Source organism: Escherichia sp. E4702, from assembly GCF_963883545.1.
Taxonomy (GTDB): domain Bacteria; phylum Pseudomonadota; class Gammaproteobacteria; order Enterobacterales; family Enterobacteriaceae; genus Escherichia.
Genome location: NZ_CAWORF010000005.1, coordinates 141,782 through 155,675 on the forward strand (window position 1 = coordinate 141,782; position 13,894 = coordinate 155,675).

The 13,894-nt window shown below is 50.2% G+C and carries 13 protein-coding genes and 1 tRNA gene; 7 read left to right on the top strand and 7 right to left on the bottom strand.

What is annotated here, in order from left to right; all coding sequences use genetic code 11:
* Positions 1-39 precede the first annotated feature (39 nt).
* Positions 40-116, bottom strand: a tRNA-Met gene (locus AACU94_RS02030).
* A gap of 208 nt (positions 117-324) precedes the next feature.
* On the opposite strand from AACU94_RS02030, the gene mltA reads away from it, so the two are divergent.
* A complete protein-coding gene (mltA, locus tag AACU94_RS02035) occupies positions 325-1,422 on the top strand; it encodes a murein transglycosylase A (RefSeq protein WP_130214565.1) in 1,098 nt (365 codons plus the stop codon).
* 238 nt (positions 1,423-1,660) lie between these two features.
* The gene (tcdA, locus tag AACU94_RS02040; RefSeq protein WP_000117724.1) at positions 1,661-2,467 is read left to right on the top strand and encodes a tRNA cyclic N6-threonylcarbamoyladenosine(37) synthase TcdA; all 807 of its coding nucleotides are present in this window, start codon (positions 1,661-1,663) and stop codon (positions 2,465-2,467) included.
* Between the two features lie 56 nt (positions 2,468-2,523).
* On the opposite strand, the gene csdE is transcribed toward tcdA, so the two are convergent.
* Both csdE and csdA read right to left on the bottom strand, forming a co-directional pair.
* Entirely contained in the window at positions 2,524-2,967 is a 444-nt protein-coding gene (gene csdE / locus AACU94_RS02045) for a cysteine desulfurase sulfur acceptor subunit CsdE (RefSeq protein ID WP_130221497.1), read from the bottom strand.
* Positions 2,967-4,172, bottom strand: coding sequence for a cysteine desulfurase CsdA (gene csdA / locus AACU94_RS02050; RefSeq protein WP_130214559.1), 1,206 nt, complete (start codon positions 4,170-4,172; stop codon positions 2,967-2,969). The genes csdE and csdA overlap by 1 nt, the downstream gene beginning before the upstream one ends.
* A gap of 192 nt (positions 4,173-4,364) precedes the next feature.
* Here csdA and AACU94_RS02055 point away from each other — a divergent pair, with 192 nt between their 5' ends.
* From AACU94_RS02055 to rlmM, 4 genes are all read left to right on the top strand, one after another.
* Positions 4,365-4,592 (top strand): YgdI/YgdR family lipoprotein, encoded by a 228-nt coding sequence (locus AACU94_RS02055; RefSeq protein ID WP_000750396.1) that lies wholly within the window; start codon positions 4,365-4,367, stop codon positions 4,590-4,592.
* Between the two features lie 350 nt (positions 4,593-4,942).
* On the top strand, positions 4,943-5,860 hold the full coding sequence (gcvA, locus tag AACU94_RS02060) for a glycine cleavage system transcriptional regulator GcvA (RefSeq protein ID WP_130207706.1): 918 nt from the start codon (positions 4,943-4,945) through the stop codon (positions 5,858-5,860).
* A gap of 18 nt (positions 5,861-5,878) precedes the next feature.
* Entirely contained in the window at positions 5,879-6,274 is a 396-nt protein-coding gene (locus tag AACU94_RS02065) for a DUF423 domain-containing protein (RefSeq protein ID WP_000203905.1), read from the top strand.
* The gene (gene rlmM, locus AACU94_RS02070) at positions 6,267-7,367 is read left to right on the top strand and encodes a 23S rRNA (cytidine(2498)-2'-O)-methyltransferase RlmM (RefSeq protein WP_130214557.1); all 1,101 of its coding nucleotides are present in this window, start codon (positions 6,267-6,269) and stop codon (positions 7,365-7,367) included. Before AACU94_RS02065 ends, rlmM begins: the two co-directional genes overlap by 8 nt.
* 31 nt (positions 7,368-7,398) lie before the next feature.
* Here rlmM and fucR read toward each other — a convergent pair whose 3' ends face one another.
* The 4 genes from fucR to fucI all read right to left on the bottom strand — a co-directional run bounded on the left by fucR (position 7,399) and on the right by fucI (position 11,925).
* Complete coding sequence (gene fucR / locus AACU94_RS02075; RefSeq protein WP_130221498.1) at positions 7,399-8,142, bottom strand: L-fucose operon activator; 744 nt, start codon at positions 8,140-8,142, stop codon at positions 7,399-7,401.
* A 57-nt stretch (positions 8,143-8,199) separates the two neighbouring features.
* Entirely contained in the window at positions 8,200-8,622 is a 423-nt protein-coding gene (gene fucU / locus AACU94_RS02080; RefSeq protein WP_130221499.1) for an L-fucose mutarotase, read from the bottom strand.
* A 1-nt stretch (position 8,623) separates the two neighbouring features.
* The gene (gene fucK / locus AACU94_RS02085) at positions 8,624-10,042 is read right to left on the bottom strand and encodes an L-fuculokinase (RefSeq protein WP_135488844.1); all 1,419 of its coding nucleotides are present in this window, start codon (positions 10,040-10,042) and stop codon (positions 8,624-8,626) included.
* A gap of 107 nt (positions 10,043-10,149) precedes the next feature.
* On the bottom strand, positions 10,150-11,925 hold the full coding sequence (gene fucI / locus AACU94_RS02090; protein WP_135488845.1) for an L-fucose isomerase: 1,776 nt from the start codon (positions 11,923-11,925) through the stop codon (positions 10,150-10,152).
* A gap of 468 nt (positions 11,926-12,393) precedes the next feature.
* On the opposite strand from fucI, the gene AACU94_RS02095 reads away from it, so the two are divergent.
* A complete protein-coding gene (locus AACU94_RS02095) occupies positions 12,394-13,893 on the top strand; it encodes a sugar ABC transporter ATP-binding protein (RefSeq protein ID WP_135488846.1) in 1,500 nt (499 codons plus the stop codon).
* Position 13,894 lies beyond the last annotated feature (1 nt).

The following is a 13,894-nucleotide window of genomic DNA, read 5'->3' on the forward strand; positions in this document are numbered from 1 at the left end:
AATAGAAACAAAAAAACACCCGTTAGGGTGTTCAATAATTGGTTGCGGGGGCCGGATTTGAACCGACGACCTTCGGGTTATGAGCCCGACGAGCTACCAGGCTGCTCCACCCCGCGTCCGTGGATGCGCACTATACTCCGCTCGCGTTTTCATGCAACCTTTTTTTTACTCTGATCACGGATTTGGCATGATTTTGAACAAAAACAAAGCATTGAAGTCTATTTTTTGTACGAAATTTGCATCGGGGAACACTACGGATTTCATTAAAGGCGGCGGTTTGTTATCTTCATTAACGCCTTATTTTTTAACCTGAAGAAGAGAACAATGAAAGGACGTTGGGTAAAGTACCTTCTTATGGGCGCGGTTGTGACGATACTGGCCGCCTGCTCCTCCAAACCAACCGATCGCGGACAGCAATATAAAGACGGGAAATTTACCCAGCCTTTCTCTCTGGTGAACCAACCAGATGCTGTTGGCGCGCCGATTAACGCCGGTGATTTTGCCGAACAAATTAACCATATCCGCAACGCGTCGCCGCGTCTGTATGGCAACCAGAGTAGCGTTTATAACGCCGTGCAGGAGTGGCTGCGTGCAGGCGGTGATACCCGCAATATGCGCCAGTTCGGCATTGACGCCTGGCAGATGGAAGGTGCGGATAATTACGGTAACGTGCAGTTTACGGGCTATTACACGCCGGTGATTCAGGCGCGCCATACTCGTCAGGGCGAGTTCCAGTATCCTATTTATCGAATGCCGCCAAAACGTGGGCGTTTGCCGTCTCGCGCGGAGATCTACGCGGGAGCATTGAGTGATAAATATATCCTCGCTTACAGCAACTCTCTGATGGATAACTTCATTATGGATGTGCAGGGTAGCGGGTATATTGATTTTGGTGATGGCAGTCCGCTTAACTTCTTCAGCTATGCCGGAAAGAATGGTCATGCCTATCGCAGTATTGGTAAGGTGCTGATCGACCGTGGCGAAGTGAAAAAAGAAGATATGTCGATGCAGGCGATTCGTCACTGGGGTGAAACACACAGTGAAGCCGAAGTTCGCGAGCTGCTGGAACAGAACCCGTCTTTCGTCTTCTTTAAGCCGCAGTCTTTTGCACCGGTGAAAGGGGCAAGTGCGGTGCCGCTGGTTGGTCGCGCTTCAGTTGCCTCCGATCGTTCCATTATCCCGCCAGGTACAACCTTGCTGGCAGAAGTGCCGCTGCTGGATAATAACGGCAAATTTAATGGTCAGTACGAACTGCGTCTGATGGTGGCGTTAGATGTTGGTGGTGCAATCAAAGGCCAACACTTCGATATCTATCAAGGAATCGGGCCGGAAGCCGGACACCGCGCAGGTTGGTATAATCACTATGGACGTGTTTGGGTGCTGAAAACGGCCCCGGGCGCAGGTAACGTCTTTAGTGGTTGATGTGTTATTCTTTATGCCGTTTTTACGGATAAGGCAGGGTGAGGGATAACCTCACATCCTGGTTATTAACTAAGTGCGCGTTGTTCATGCCGGAGGCGGCGTGAACACCTTATCCGGCCTACAAATCATGCAAATTCAATATATTGTAGGAGTTATGTAGGCCTGATAAGCGTAGCGCATCAGGCATTTATGCGTTTAGGGTGAGGGATAACCTCGCCCTTTTTAATTCTGAGGTGCTATGTCTGTTGTAATTAGTGATGCATGGCGTCAGCGTTTTGGTGGCACTGCGCGTCTGTATGGTGAAAAAGCGTTGCAACTGTTCGCTGATGCGCATATTTGTGTGGTGGGTATCGGTGGTGTCGGTTCCTGGGCGGCGGAAGCGCTGGCGCGCACGGGGATTGGCGCAATCACGCTTATCGATATGGATGATGTGTGTGTCACTAATACCAATCGGCAAATTCACGCGCTGCGCGATAACGTCGGGCTGGCAAAAGCGGAAGTGATGGCGGAGCGCATTCGCCAGATTAACCCTGAGTGCCGTGTAACAGTAGTAGATGACTTCGTGACGCCGGATAACGTAGCGCAATACATGAGTGCAGGTTATTCGTATGTAATTGATGCCATTGATAGCGTGCGACCCAAAGCGGCGCTGATAGCTTATTGTCGGCGCAATAAAATCCCGCTAGTCACGACCGGTGGCGCTGGCGGGCAGATTGATCCGACGCAGATTCAGGTTACCGATCTGGCGAAAACGATTCAGGATCCGCTGGCGGCGAAGCTGCGCGAGCGCCTGAAAAGCGATTTCGGCGTGGTGAAAAACAGTAAAGGTAAGCTCGGCGTGGATTGCGTGTTCTCTACCGAAGCACTGGTGTACCCGCAGTCAGACGGCACGGTCTGTGCAATGAAAGCCACGGCGGAAGGGCCAAAGCGGATGGATTGCGCATCTGGATTTGGCGCCGCGACAATGGTAACCGCCACCTTTGGGTTTGTTGCGGTTTCTCATGCGCTGAAGAAGATGATGGCGAAAGCGGCGCGTCAGGGGTAAACATTAGGTCGGATGCGACGTCTGGTGTGTCTTATCCGACCAGTATCTGTGTAACATCAAGCTTGCTTCGCCGCGGCGAGAATTGCCTCGCTTAACGCATTCAATCCCTGACTGCGAGAGGCGCTAAGTTGCGCACGCAATCCCAGCTCATCAAACAATGCCAGCGGCGACAGTGCTTTTAACTCGGCGGCAGTTTTGCCCTCAACGGCAGTCAGCAATACGGCCAGCAGACCGCGCACAATGCGTCCTTCACTATCACCAAAGAAATGCATCCTGCCGTTTTCTGCGACGTTATATCCAAGCCAGACGCGGTTTTCACATCCGGCAATTTCTTTGGCCTGTGCTTTTAATTCGTCTGGCAACGCAGGAAGCTGTTTCCCCAACATAATCAGCTGGCGATATTTGTCTTCCCATTGCGTCAATGGCGCGAAAGTATCGCGTAACGTCTCTACGGTAACGGTTGTGCCGAACGGATGTCCGGCGAATTGCGGGTTCGTCATTAATCCACCAATAATTCCAGCGCGCGGTCAACGGCATTCACCAGCGCATCCACATCACTCTTTGTATTATATGGCGCAAAAGAGGCGCGCAGAGTGCCGGTTACGCCTAATTCTGCCAACAGCGGTTGAGCACAGTGCTGCCCGGCGCGCAGTGCAATACCATATTCCGCCAGTAGCGTCACCATATCGCTGTGATGAACACCCGCGAAATCAAAGGCCAGCAGGCTGGAGTCCTGACAGCGGAATGAACGAAAGCCTGGACGTTTTGCCAGAGCGTCTTCTGCAAGCGTCGCCAGGCTACGGCTCCAGCTTTCTGCCTGGTCGATATCGTAATCTGCCAGCCATTCCAGCGCTGCGCTTAATCCTATGACACCAGCGACATTTGGCGTTCCGGCTTCCAGTTTCCACGGCGCGGATTGAGTAGTGAAGCCGTCAAAACTCACTTCGTGAATCATTTTGCCGCCGCCCAGCCAGGGCGACATCGCTTCCAGCAGTTCTGGTTTGCCGTAAAGCACGCCGATACCCGTCGGGCCATACAGTTTGTGACCAGAGAAAGCATAGAAATCGATATCCAGTTGCTGAACATCGGCAGGGAAATGCACTGCGCCCTGAGCACCATCAACCATCACCACCATCCCGGCTGAATGAGCAAAGGTAATCGCTCGCGCCAGATCCGGGCAACCGCCAGTGACGTTCGACATTTGGCCCAACGCCAGAATTCGACTACGGGGAGTAATTAACTCCGGCAATAAATCGACATCCGGCAACCGCTGCGCATTAAGCGGCAGTTTCACTACTTTGGCTCCGGTTTGTTGGGCAACCATTAGCCAGGGAACGAGGTTAGCGTGATGCTCTGCCACGCTGACAATAATCTCATCGCCCGGTTGCAGACGCGGACGGGCATAGCATTGTGCCACCATGTTGATGGATTCGGTGGTGCCGCGCGTCCAGACGATAGTTTTATCATCCGGTGCATTTAGCAATTGCGCTACTTTTTCCCGTGCAGCTTCATAACGTGCGGTCAGGCGTTGGGCTTCGGCAAACTGGCTGCGATGGACGTTTCCGGCGCTCAGGCTATAGAACTGCCGGGTTGCTTCAACCACAGCTTCGGGTTTGAGTGCGGTCGCTGCACTATCGAGATAAACGCCCGCATCCTGTAGCGCGGGAAACTGGGCGCGAAATTGCGCGGGATTAAAAACGTTCATGAGACTCCTCGGCTTGATTCGCCGATCGTGACGCAAAATTCACTTTGATACAAGGTGAGTGCTAACCATCGGAATTGTCTGGATATCCAGGCGAAACCGCAGCAGTGACATATGCTGAATAGTGTCAGGTGCAAATTTTAGCCTGTTAATTGATTTTCATTGCGAGCTAATAATCGCTTTAAGGAGAAGAAGATGAAAAAGACCGCCGCAATTATCTCTGCCTGTATGCTGACTTTTGCCCTTAGCGCCTGCTCCGGTTCAAATTATGTCATGCACACCAACGATGGGCGCACCATTGTTGCTGACGGCAAACCGATGACGGATGATGAAACCGGTATGATTTCTTATAAAGACGCTAATGGCAACAAACAGCAGATCAACCGTACCGACGTGAAAGAGATGGTCGAACTGGATCAGTAATTCGCGATCGCAAGGTAAAAAAAAGCACCGCAATTAGGCGGTGCTACATTAATCACTATGGACAGACAGGGTAAATGTACAGGAAGTGAAAAAAGGTAGCTTTGCTACCATGGTCTGAATCGCAGACCAATTGCAAACACAACAACACAACATCACAACCGTAAGCCAAAAGTTCACCAGAACACGCATTCCGATAAAACTTTTCGTTCCGGCTCAGGAAGTGCCGCCACTATAGGTATTTGCTGGTAGAAGCTCAACGGACAATTTATAATGGCTCAGATTAAAAAAACTAATAGGTTACACAGCGTGATCTAATTGTTAAATTCATTTAACATCAAAGTTTAAAAGCCATGTCTAAACGATTACCACCGCTAAATGCCTTACGAGTTTTTGATGCCGCAGCCCGCCATTTAAGCTTCACGCGTGCAGCAGAAGAGCTTTTTGTGACCCAGGCCGCAGTAAGTCATCAAATCAAGTCCCTTGAGGATTTTTTGGGGCTAAAACTGTTCCGCCGCCGTAATCGTTCACTTCTATTGACCGAGGAAGGGCAAAGCTATTTTCTCGATATCAAAGAGATATTTTCGCAATTAACCGAAGCGACGCGTAAACTCCAGGCCCGTAGCGCCAAAGGGGCATTGACGGTCAGCTTACTCCCCAGTTTTGCCATCCACTGGCTGGTACCGCGACTTTCCAGCTTTAATTCAGCTTATCCGGGAATCGACGTTCGAATCCAGGCGGTCGACCGACAGGAAGATAAACTGGCGGATGATGTCGACGTGGCGATATTTTATGGTCGAGGCAACTGGCCGGGGCTGCGGGTGGAAAAGCTTTACGCCGAATACCTGTTGCCAGTGTGTTCGCCTTTACTATTAACCGGTGAGAAATCCTTGAAGACGCCGGAAGATCTGGCTAAACATACGTTATTACACGATGCATCCCGGCGAGACTGGCAGACATATACCCGCCAGTTGGGGCTGACTCATATTAACGTTCAGCAAGGGCCTATCTTCAGCCATAGCGCCATGGTGCTACAAGCAGCCATTCACGGGCAGGGTGTGGCGCTGGCAAATAACGTGATGGCGCAATCTGAAATCGAGGCCGGACGCCTTGTTTGCCCGTTTAATGACGTATTGGTCAGTAAAAATGCGTTTTATCTGGTATGTCATGACAGCCAGGCAGAACTGGGTAAAATAGCCGCCTTTCGCCAATGGATCCTGGCGAAAGCCGCTGCTGAACAAGAAAAATTCCGCTTTCGTTATGAACAATAATTTATGTAGGGTACGACCATGACCAGCCGTTTTATGCTGATTTTCGCCGCCATTAGCGGCTTCATTTTTGTCGCTCTGGGTGCTTTTGGTGCGCATGTTTTAAGTAAAACCATGGGCGCCGTTGAAATGGGCTGGATCCAGACCGGCCTCGAATACCAGGCATTTCATACGCTGGCAATTTTAGGTCTGGCGGTGGCAATGCAGCGTCGCATCAGTATCTGGTTTTACTGGAGTAGCGTCTTTCTGGCGCTAGGTACGGTGCTGTTCAGCGGCAGCCTTTATTGCCTGGCGCTGTCTCATCTGCGTTTGTGGGCGTTTGTCACTCCGGTCGGCGGTGTGAGTTTTCTCGCGGGCTGGGCGTTAATGTTAGTTGGTGCTATCCGTTTAAAGCGCAAGGGCGTAAGTCATGAATAAAGTTGTATTGTTGTGCCGTCCGGGCTTTGAAAAAGAGTGCGCCGCAGAAATTACCGATAAAGCCGGGCAGCGGGAAATATTCGGTTTTGCCCGTGTAAAAGAGAATGCGGGTTATGTGATTTATGAATGTTATCAAGCGGAAGATGGCGATAAGTTAATCCGTGAGCTGCCATTTAGTTCATTAATTTTTGCCCGCCAGTGGTTTGTGGTGGGAGAACTGCTCCAGCATTTGCCGCAGGAAGACCGCATCACGCCAATAGTTGGCATGTTGCAGGGTGTGGTAGAGAAGGGCGGCGAACTTCGCGTTGAAGTCGCGGACACCAACGAAAGTAAAGAGTTACTGAAATTCTGTCGCAAGTTTACAGTACCGTTACGGGCTGCCTTGCGTGATGCGGGCGTCCTGGCGAGCTATGAAACGCCGAAGCGTCCAGTGGTGCATGTGTTCTTTATCGCGCCAGGCTGCTGTTATACCGGCTATTCCTACAGCAATAATAACTCGCCGTTCTATATGGGCATTCCGCGCCTGAAGTTTCCGGCAGATGCACCAAGTCGTTCCACACTCAAACTGGAAGAGGCATTTCATGTGTTCATTCCTGCGGATGAATGGGATGAACGCCTGGCGAACGGGATGTGGGCGGTGGATTTGGGCGCTTGCCCGGGCGGCTGGACCTACCAACTGGTGAAGCGCAACATGTGGGTTTACTCCGTTGATAACGGCCCGATGGCGCAAAGTCTGATGGATACTGGACAAGTAACGTGGCTGCGGGAAGATGGTTTTAAATTCCGCCCGACACGTAGCAATATCTCGTGGATGGTGTGTGACATGGTGGAAAAACCGGCGAAGGTCGCGGCTTTGATGGCGCAGTGGCTGGTTAATGGCTGGTGTCGTGAAACTATCTTCAACCTTAAATTGCCGATGAAAAAACGCTACGAAGAAGTATCACACAATCTGGCGTACATTCAGGCACAGCTTGATGAACATGGCATTAACGCCCAGATTCAGGCGCGTCAGTTGTATCACGATCGCGAAGAAGTGACGGTGCATGTCCGTCGCATCTGGGCTGCGGTGGGTGGGCGTCGCGACGAACGATAACAGGCAAGGCCGGGGCGTCGTCTCCGGCCTGCTACCCTTTCCGGCAGGCTGTTACCAAAGAAGTTGCAACCTGGCGCTCATCAGAAATAATGTGCGTTACCTCATCCAGATGCCCGATGCGGGCTTCCCCTGAACGATTAAATTTACTTTTATCAATCAATAACAACGATTGCGCGGCACGTTTTAATAGCATCGATTTGTAATCAGCGTTGATGGCATTGGAGTCCCACAGTGCACCGCTGCTATCGATCCCTTCACAAGAAAAAATAAATAGATCGATTTCCAGCGATTTAAGTTGGGAAATCAGCGAGGGATTGACGTAACAGCCATATTTGCGCTCAAGTGTGCCGCCGGAACTGATCAGTTGAATGCGTTCGCGTTTACCGAGTTCATGGCAAATCGGATGGCTATTGGTGAAGACCTGGATGTTGATGTCAGGCAACTGGCGTGCCAGATACCAGCAAGTTGAACTGGCGTCTAAGGCTATCACCATCCCTTCTTCAATCCACGCGAGCGCCTCGCGCGCGATATCTGTTTTATGCGCATAATGGCTTTTCAGCCGGATGTGAAAGGGATCGCCACTGTCTTGATTTTGACGGTTGATATATTTAGCGCGTCCATGATTGCGCAGAATTTTACCCTGCGTCTGTAATTCATTGAGATCGCGACGAATGGTTTCTTTACTGACCTTTAGCTGTTCAGAGAGAGCTTCCGTGGTCAGGCTGGTATGGTTCAGCAGCAGGTCGACTATCGCTTGCTGGCGTGCTGCTTTCATATTTTTCACCCCATCATTCGATAACCGCCCACGTCATGCGGGCGTACCGGTATGAGATTACGGTGTTACCCCTTTTTTTAAAAGAATATTCCCGTACTTCGCTCGTTCGCCTGTGATAACGATCGCAAAGGCTTTTTGCGCCCGTTCATAAAACGCAAAACGATTGATGCGGATGATGTCAGGACATGGGGCTTGTAGTGAAAGCGCATTACGGTAACGTCGTTCTACTTCAGGATCGAGAGTGTCACCTTCTACCGCCGCCATCATCACCAGCGGTGGTGCATAACTGTCCAGTTCAAATAACGGGATAATCGCCTGGAGCAAGTCGCTCACCAGCAGGCCATCAGCGCGGATCACCTGCGGTCCCATCGCATGGGCGGGAAAATGAGCATCGGAAAAAATAATTTCATCTCCATGTCCCATCTCTGCCAGCACTTTCAATAGTTCGGGAGAAATTAACGGCGAAATTGTTTTCAGCATTTCACACTTCCTCTATAAATTCAGGTTCAGTTTGCGGGTAGAAATAACGGTACTGATAATGAATCTGCGCGCGGGCTTCTTCCGGGCTGTTAAATTCCCCTACGCCATACCAACCGAACAGCGCAGCTCCTGCGACGGTCGTTTCGGCGTCGTCGAGAACTTTTACCGGAATATCAAGCATATTGGCTTTAATCTGATTCCACAATGTGTTGCGACTTCCTCCGCCGACTAACAATAATTCAGAGGCTTTAAAGTGCCCGATTTTTTCCAGCATCTGTAGATTGCGCTGTAATTGCGCGGTTAACCCTTCCAGCGCCGCGCGATAGAAATGCCCCCGCGTGGTATTAAGCGTCACTCCTTGCCAGCCAGCGTTCTGGCACGACAATAAATCACACTGCATTTTCACTCCATCTGCGCCAGGCGCGATCAGGCGAGCTTCTTCAATCAACATTTGCCAGGGAGTTTCAGCTGTCCAGAACAGTTTTCTCACCCATTCCAGCACGCCGGATGCCAGCCATTGCATACCTGGGTTATACAACCCTGCCTGGCTATCCAGTTCGCAAGTAGAACCGGCGTACTGACTTAACAGCGAAGTATCAACCTGGGCGCTGCGGACCATTAAAATTTCCCATGTACCGGAAGAGAGCACGGGTTCATTTTGTTCGGCACCAGCGCCAAAAAGGGCGAACTGGGTATCGTGACCTGCGGAAATCACCGGTATACCAACGGGTAAGCCGAGCATTGCTGCGGCGCTGTTCTGTAGCGTACCAATCTGTTCACCCGCTTCCACCAGACGAGGGAAGAGTCGGCGTGGAATACCGGTGGCTTGTAAAATTTGCGGACTGAAATCGCGTTGCTGGATATCCAGCATCTGGCTGGTTCCGGCCATCGTAATATCAGTAGTGAATTCGCCGGTTAAACGGTGGTTAATCAGCGACGAAATAAAGAGCCAGGCGTGCGCGCGTTCCAGCAGTTGTGGATGATTTTCTTTCAACCACACCAACTTATATAACGTATTGAAACTAAAGGCTCCGACTCCAGAAATAGCCTGCAACTGCTGTGCGGAGATCAACCGTTCAATATTGTCCATTACCGCGGCTGTTCGCGGACATTTCCAGCTAATGACCGGATAGATCAGATTGCCTTGCTTATCAACCAGAGCGCCGTCCACGCCAAAGGTCGTTACGGCGATACCGCGGATGTGGCATTCAGTCAGTTCACTGTTGATTTGCCGACAGCAATCAGCAAAGCGTTGCAAAATGGCGTCTAAAGACCACTGGTGCCAGGTGCTGTTTTCCATGGCGATATCGCTGGCATTTGGCGTTGAGGCGCGGGTAACGATTTTCCCCTGCCGATTAACCGCGATAGCCCTGACATTGGTCGCTCCACAGTCGAGTACCAGGATAACTTCTTGTTTCATAATCGCTCCTGAAATATAGCCGGATAACATCACTTATCCGGCTATCCACTCTTGCTTGTTCATGCCGGTAGCCGGAGCGACCGGGCATAGCATCAGGGAGTAACGTATTAACGTTTGTACAGCGGACCGTAGTTTTGGCAAGCGCGGTAATCCTGGCCTTCAATATCCATGCCGTGCGCGGCCCAGGCAGAAGGACGATACACTTTGGTCTCTTCAACGTTGTGCATACATACCGGGATACGCAGCATTGAGGCGAGAGTGATAAAGTCTGCGCCGACGTGGCCGATGGTCAGAACGCCGTGGTTAGCGCCCCAGTTCGCCATTACCGAGTACACATCCGTAAACGGCCCTTTACCGGTGAGGCGCGGTGCAAACCAGGTGGTTGGCCAGGTTGAGTTGGTGCGTTTGTTGAGGATGTCATGCACATCCTTCGGTAGCTCCACGCTCCAGCCTTCCGCGATTTGCAGTACCGGTCCCAGGCCTTTGATGATGTTGACACGAGTCATGGTGAACGGGACGCCGCCTTCGGTAAGGAAGCGGGAAGAGTAACCGCCGCCACGGAAGTATTCGTGGATCGCCGGGCACCATTCGGTAGCGGCGAGGCAAGCGTCAGCCTCTTGCTGAGAGATTTCCCAGTGTGGCTTCATCGTCGGGTTACCTTCGCTGTCGCGTTGTTTACAGGAACCGTCCAGCGCAGCAGAACCGGAGTTGATCAAATGGATGATGCCGTGTTCTGCCAGTCCGTCCAGTTTATGCCCTGTTACACGCTCAATTGCTTCTGGTGACCAGTAGGTACGCACATCGGCAAATACCTGAGCGGTGCCGGTGAGCTGGTGGCCCATCAGCATTGCCACGCCGTTAAGACTGTCGTTTTCGGTCGCCACGACAAAGGGTTCGCGTACGCCATTCCAGTCAAATGAACTGTTGAGGAGCGCTTCGGCGGTGTCGCCATTGGGATATTGATCGGTCCAGTGACGTTGCCCCTGGAAGCCCGCAGCGATGGCGTTGTAGCCAAGTGATTCTTCCACGCGACCGATATCGGCCAGTTTGCTGTTGCCTTGCATCATGTCGCGGATACACATCGCCATCAGTAAACTTTCGCGCAAAACAGCGCGGCTTTGCTCGGCATTGCGTTGATACTGTTTGTTATTTTCATCTTCGCCATAGCGGAAGTTTTTATCAGCCCAGGCCAGCGCCATTTCCAGTTCGGCTTCGTCGTAAATCTTCTGATCGATACGGCGACGCAGTTCGGTCATATCCACCGCCTGGACTTTCATTCCCAGCCAGGATTCAAAGAAGTTGTGATCAACAATGGAACCGGCGATACCCATCGAAACGCCGCCCAGCGACAGATAGCTTTTACCTTTCATGCTGGCGACTGCCAAACCGGCGCGGGCAAAGCGCAGCAGTTTTTCTTCAACATCGGCAGGAATCGATGTGTCATCGGCATCCTGAACGTCATGACCGTAAATGGAGAATGCCGGGATGCCTTTCTGGCTGTGAGCTGCCAGAGCCGCTGCCAGGTAAACAGCGCCGGGGCGTTCAGTGCCGTTAAAGCCCCAAATGGCTTTCGGGCGGGTTGGATCCATGTCGATGGTTTCACTGCCATAGCACCAGCAAGGCGTTACCGTAATGGTGAGGCCTACATTCTGACTGCTGAATTTTTCTTCGCAAGCAGCGGCTTCAGCCATACCCGCGATACAGGTATCGGAAATGACACACTCGACGCCAGCTCCGCAGGCATGGCGCAGTTTCTCGGTCAGCAGTGCGGCCGTGGCTTTCGCCATATTCATTGTTTGTTCTTCAAGCGACTCACGAACACCCATGCGACGACCGTCAATAACCGGGCGGATACCAATTTTCGGTAACGTATTAATTTTCATCAGGATTCCTCATCTCGCTTTATTGGCGCACTGCTAAGGCGGAGAAAGGAAACCACCGAAGCAGTAGTATTTGTCATTATTTGCTAACTCGAGTTAGCTTAGGTTTATAGGCTTTTTATACACAACTTTTTTGTTGTTGAAATGTGAGGGGGTTCACGAGAAGTGGTTAAAATTCGATCTCTGTCAAATTGTTATTTGTCAGTGTGAAAAATAATATTTTTATTAATCATTAAGTTATAAGATTTTAATGGTTATGCATCACAGTTTTAGCTCAAATGATTTGGCTAATTTGTATACCTAAAATAGCTTTAAAAGTCGATCGCTAACTCGAGTTAGCAAAATGCGAAGAATAAATTGATGCGATGAATGTCTATTCGAGCGTTATTCGTATCATAGTGGAGATGGCTTAGTAGCGACATTTATGCCGTACTTCACATTTTCAGTTTCTGATTATTGAGGAAAGCTGCAATGTCTGAAACATTTTTGCAAATGAAGCATATCACCAAACGCTTTCCTGGAGTGTTGGCGCTTAATGACGTGCAATTTACCCTACGCCGGGGCGAGGTTCATGCATTATTAGGTGAAAATGGTGCAGGAAAATCCACCTTAATGAAAATTTTGTCGGGGGTTTATCAACCTGATGAAGGTGAAATAATTTTTGAAGATAAAACAGTCTCATTTTCTGATCCGTTAAGTGCGCAAAACGTAGGTATTACTATTATTCACCAGGAATTTAATTTATTCCCCGAGCTTACAGTAGAAGAAAATATTTTTATCGGCAGGGAGTTTTGTAAAAAAAATCGCTGGCGTCTGGATGAAAAACAGCAACGCCAGGCGACGATTGAAATTTTGCAAAAATTAAATTTGGCAATCAAACCAGATACTCTGGTTGCTGACCTGACGGTAGCTCAACAGCAGATGGTAGAAATTGCCAAGGCCATTTCGGTTAACGCCAGGATTCTCATTATGGATGAACCTACTGCGGCGTTAACAGAAACTGAAATTGAAAGCTTGTTTCGCGTCACCCGGTTATTGAAAGAGCAGGGGACCGGCATTGTGTATATCTCCCACCGTCTGGAGGAGTTGGCGCTAATTGCCGACCGCGCGACAGTCATGCGAGATGGTCAGTACATCAGCACGGTGGATTATGAGTGCGTAAAAATCAGCGATCTAATTGCCATGATGGTTGGTCGCGATTTAGGGAATATCTATCCCCGCCGCGAGGCCTTACAGCAGCGGATGCCGGTCCTGGAGGTCAACGGACTGACGCGCAAAGGCGTACTGAACGATATTAATTTTACGCTTTATCGTGGCGAGATCCTCGGCTTTGCCGGACTGATGGGGGCGGGGCGTACTGAACTTGCGCGTGCGATTTTTGGTGCGGACTCCATTGACAGCGGAACGCTAAAATTAAATGGTAAGGAAACCGTTATTAAAGATATTTCGGATGCTATTCAGCAAGGGATAAGTTATTTAACGGAAGACCGAAAAAAAGAAGGGCTGGCGCTGAATTTATCTGTTGAACGAAATATTATGTTAGGAAACTACCCTGAGTATTCCGATCGTTTGGGAAATGTCGATTCGCGTCGTTGCCAACAAACCAGTGAGGAACAGGTAAAAGCGTTAAGGATTAAAACGCCAAATCTTGAACAGGCCGCATTAAATCTAAGTGGAGGAAACCAGCAAAAAATTATAATTGCACGTTGGGTGTGTAAAGATACTGATATTTTAATCTTCGATGAACCCACTCGCGGCATTGATGTTGGCGCCAAACTGGAAATCTATGAGTTAATGAATCGCCTGGTGGCAAAAGGGAAATCAATCATCATGATCTCTTCTGAATTGCCAGAGGTGTTAGGAATGTGCGACCGTATTTTAGTGATGCGCAGTGGTCGAGTTACCGGCGAACTTAGCGCAAAAGAAGCGACACAAGAAAAAATCATGCAATACGCGACGTTAGAGGATTAAA

Excerpts from the sequence above, each read along its gene's own strand:
- mltA (WP_130214565.1), top strand. The coding sequence starts at position 325 with ATGAAAGGACGTTGGGTAAAGTACCTTCTTATGGGCGCGGTTGTGACG.
- csdE (WP_130221497.1), bottom strand. The coding sequence starts at position 2,967 with ATGACGAACCCGCAATTCGCCGGACATCCGTTCGGCACAACCGTTACC.
- AACU94_RS02055 (WP_000750396.1), top strand. The coding sequence starts at position 4,365 with ATGAAAAAGACCGCCGCAATTATCTCTGCCTGTATGCTGACTTTTGCC.
- AACU94_RS02095 (WP_135488846.1), top strand. The coding sequence starts at position 12,394 with ATGTCTGAAACATTTTTGCAAATGAAGCATATCACCAAACGCTTTCCT.
- rlmM (WP_130214557.1), top strand. The coding sequence starts at position 6,267 with ATGAATAAAGTTGTATTGTTGTGCCGTCCGGGCTTTGAAAAAGAGTGC.
- AACU94_RS02065 (WP_000203905.1), top strand. The coding sequence starts at position 5,879 with ATGACCAGCCGTTTTATGCTGATTTTCGCCGCCATTAGCGGCTTCATT.
- csdA (WP_130214559.1), bottom strand. The coding sequence starts at position 4,172 with ATGAACGTTTTTAATCCCGCGCAATTTCGCGCCCAGTTTCCCGCGCTA.
- fucK (WP_135488844.1), bottom strand. The coding sequence starts at position 10,042 with ATGAAACAAGAAGTTATCCTGGTACTCGACTGTGGAGCGACCAATGTC.
- fucU (WP_130221499.1), bottom strand. The coding sequence starts at position 8,622 with ATGCTGAAAACAATTTCGCCGTTAATTTCTCCCGAACTATTGAAAGTG.
- fucR (WP_130221498.1), bottom strand. The coding sequence starts at position 8,142 with ATGAAAGCAGCACGCCAGCAAGCGATAGTCGACCTGCTGCTGAACCAT.
- gcvA (WP_130207706.1), top strand. The coding sequence starts at position 4,943 with ATGTCTAAACGATTACCACCGCTAAATGCCTTACGAGTTTTTGATGCC.
- fucI (WP_135488845.1), bottom strand. The coding sequence starts at position 11,925 with ATGAAAATTAATACGTTACCGAAAATTGGTATCCGCCCGGTTATTGAC.
- tcdA (WP_000117724.1), top strand. The coding sequence starts at position 1,661 with ATGTCTGTTGTAATTAGTGATGCATGGCGTCAGCGTTTTGGTGGCACT.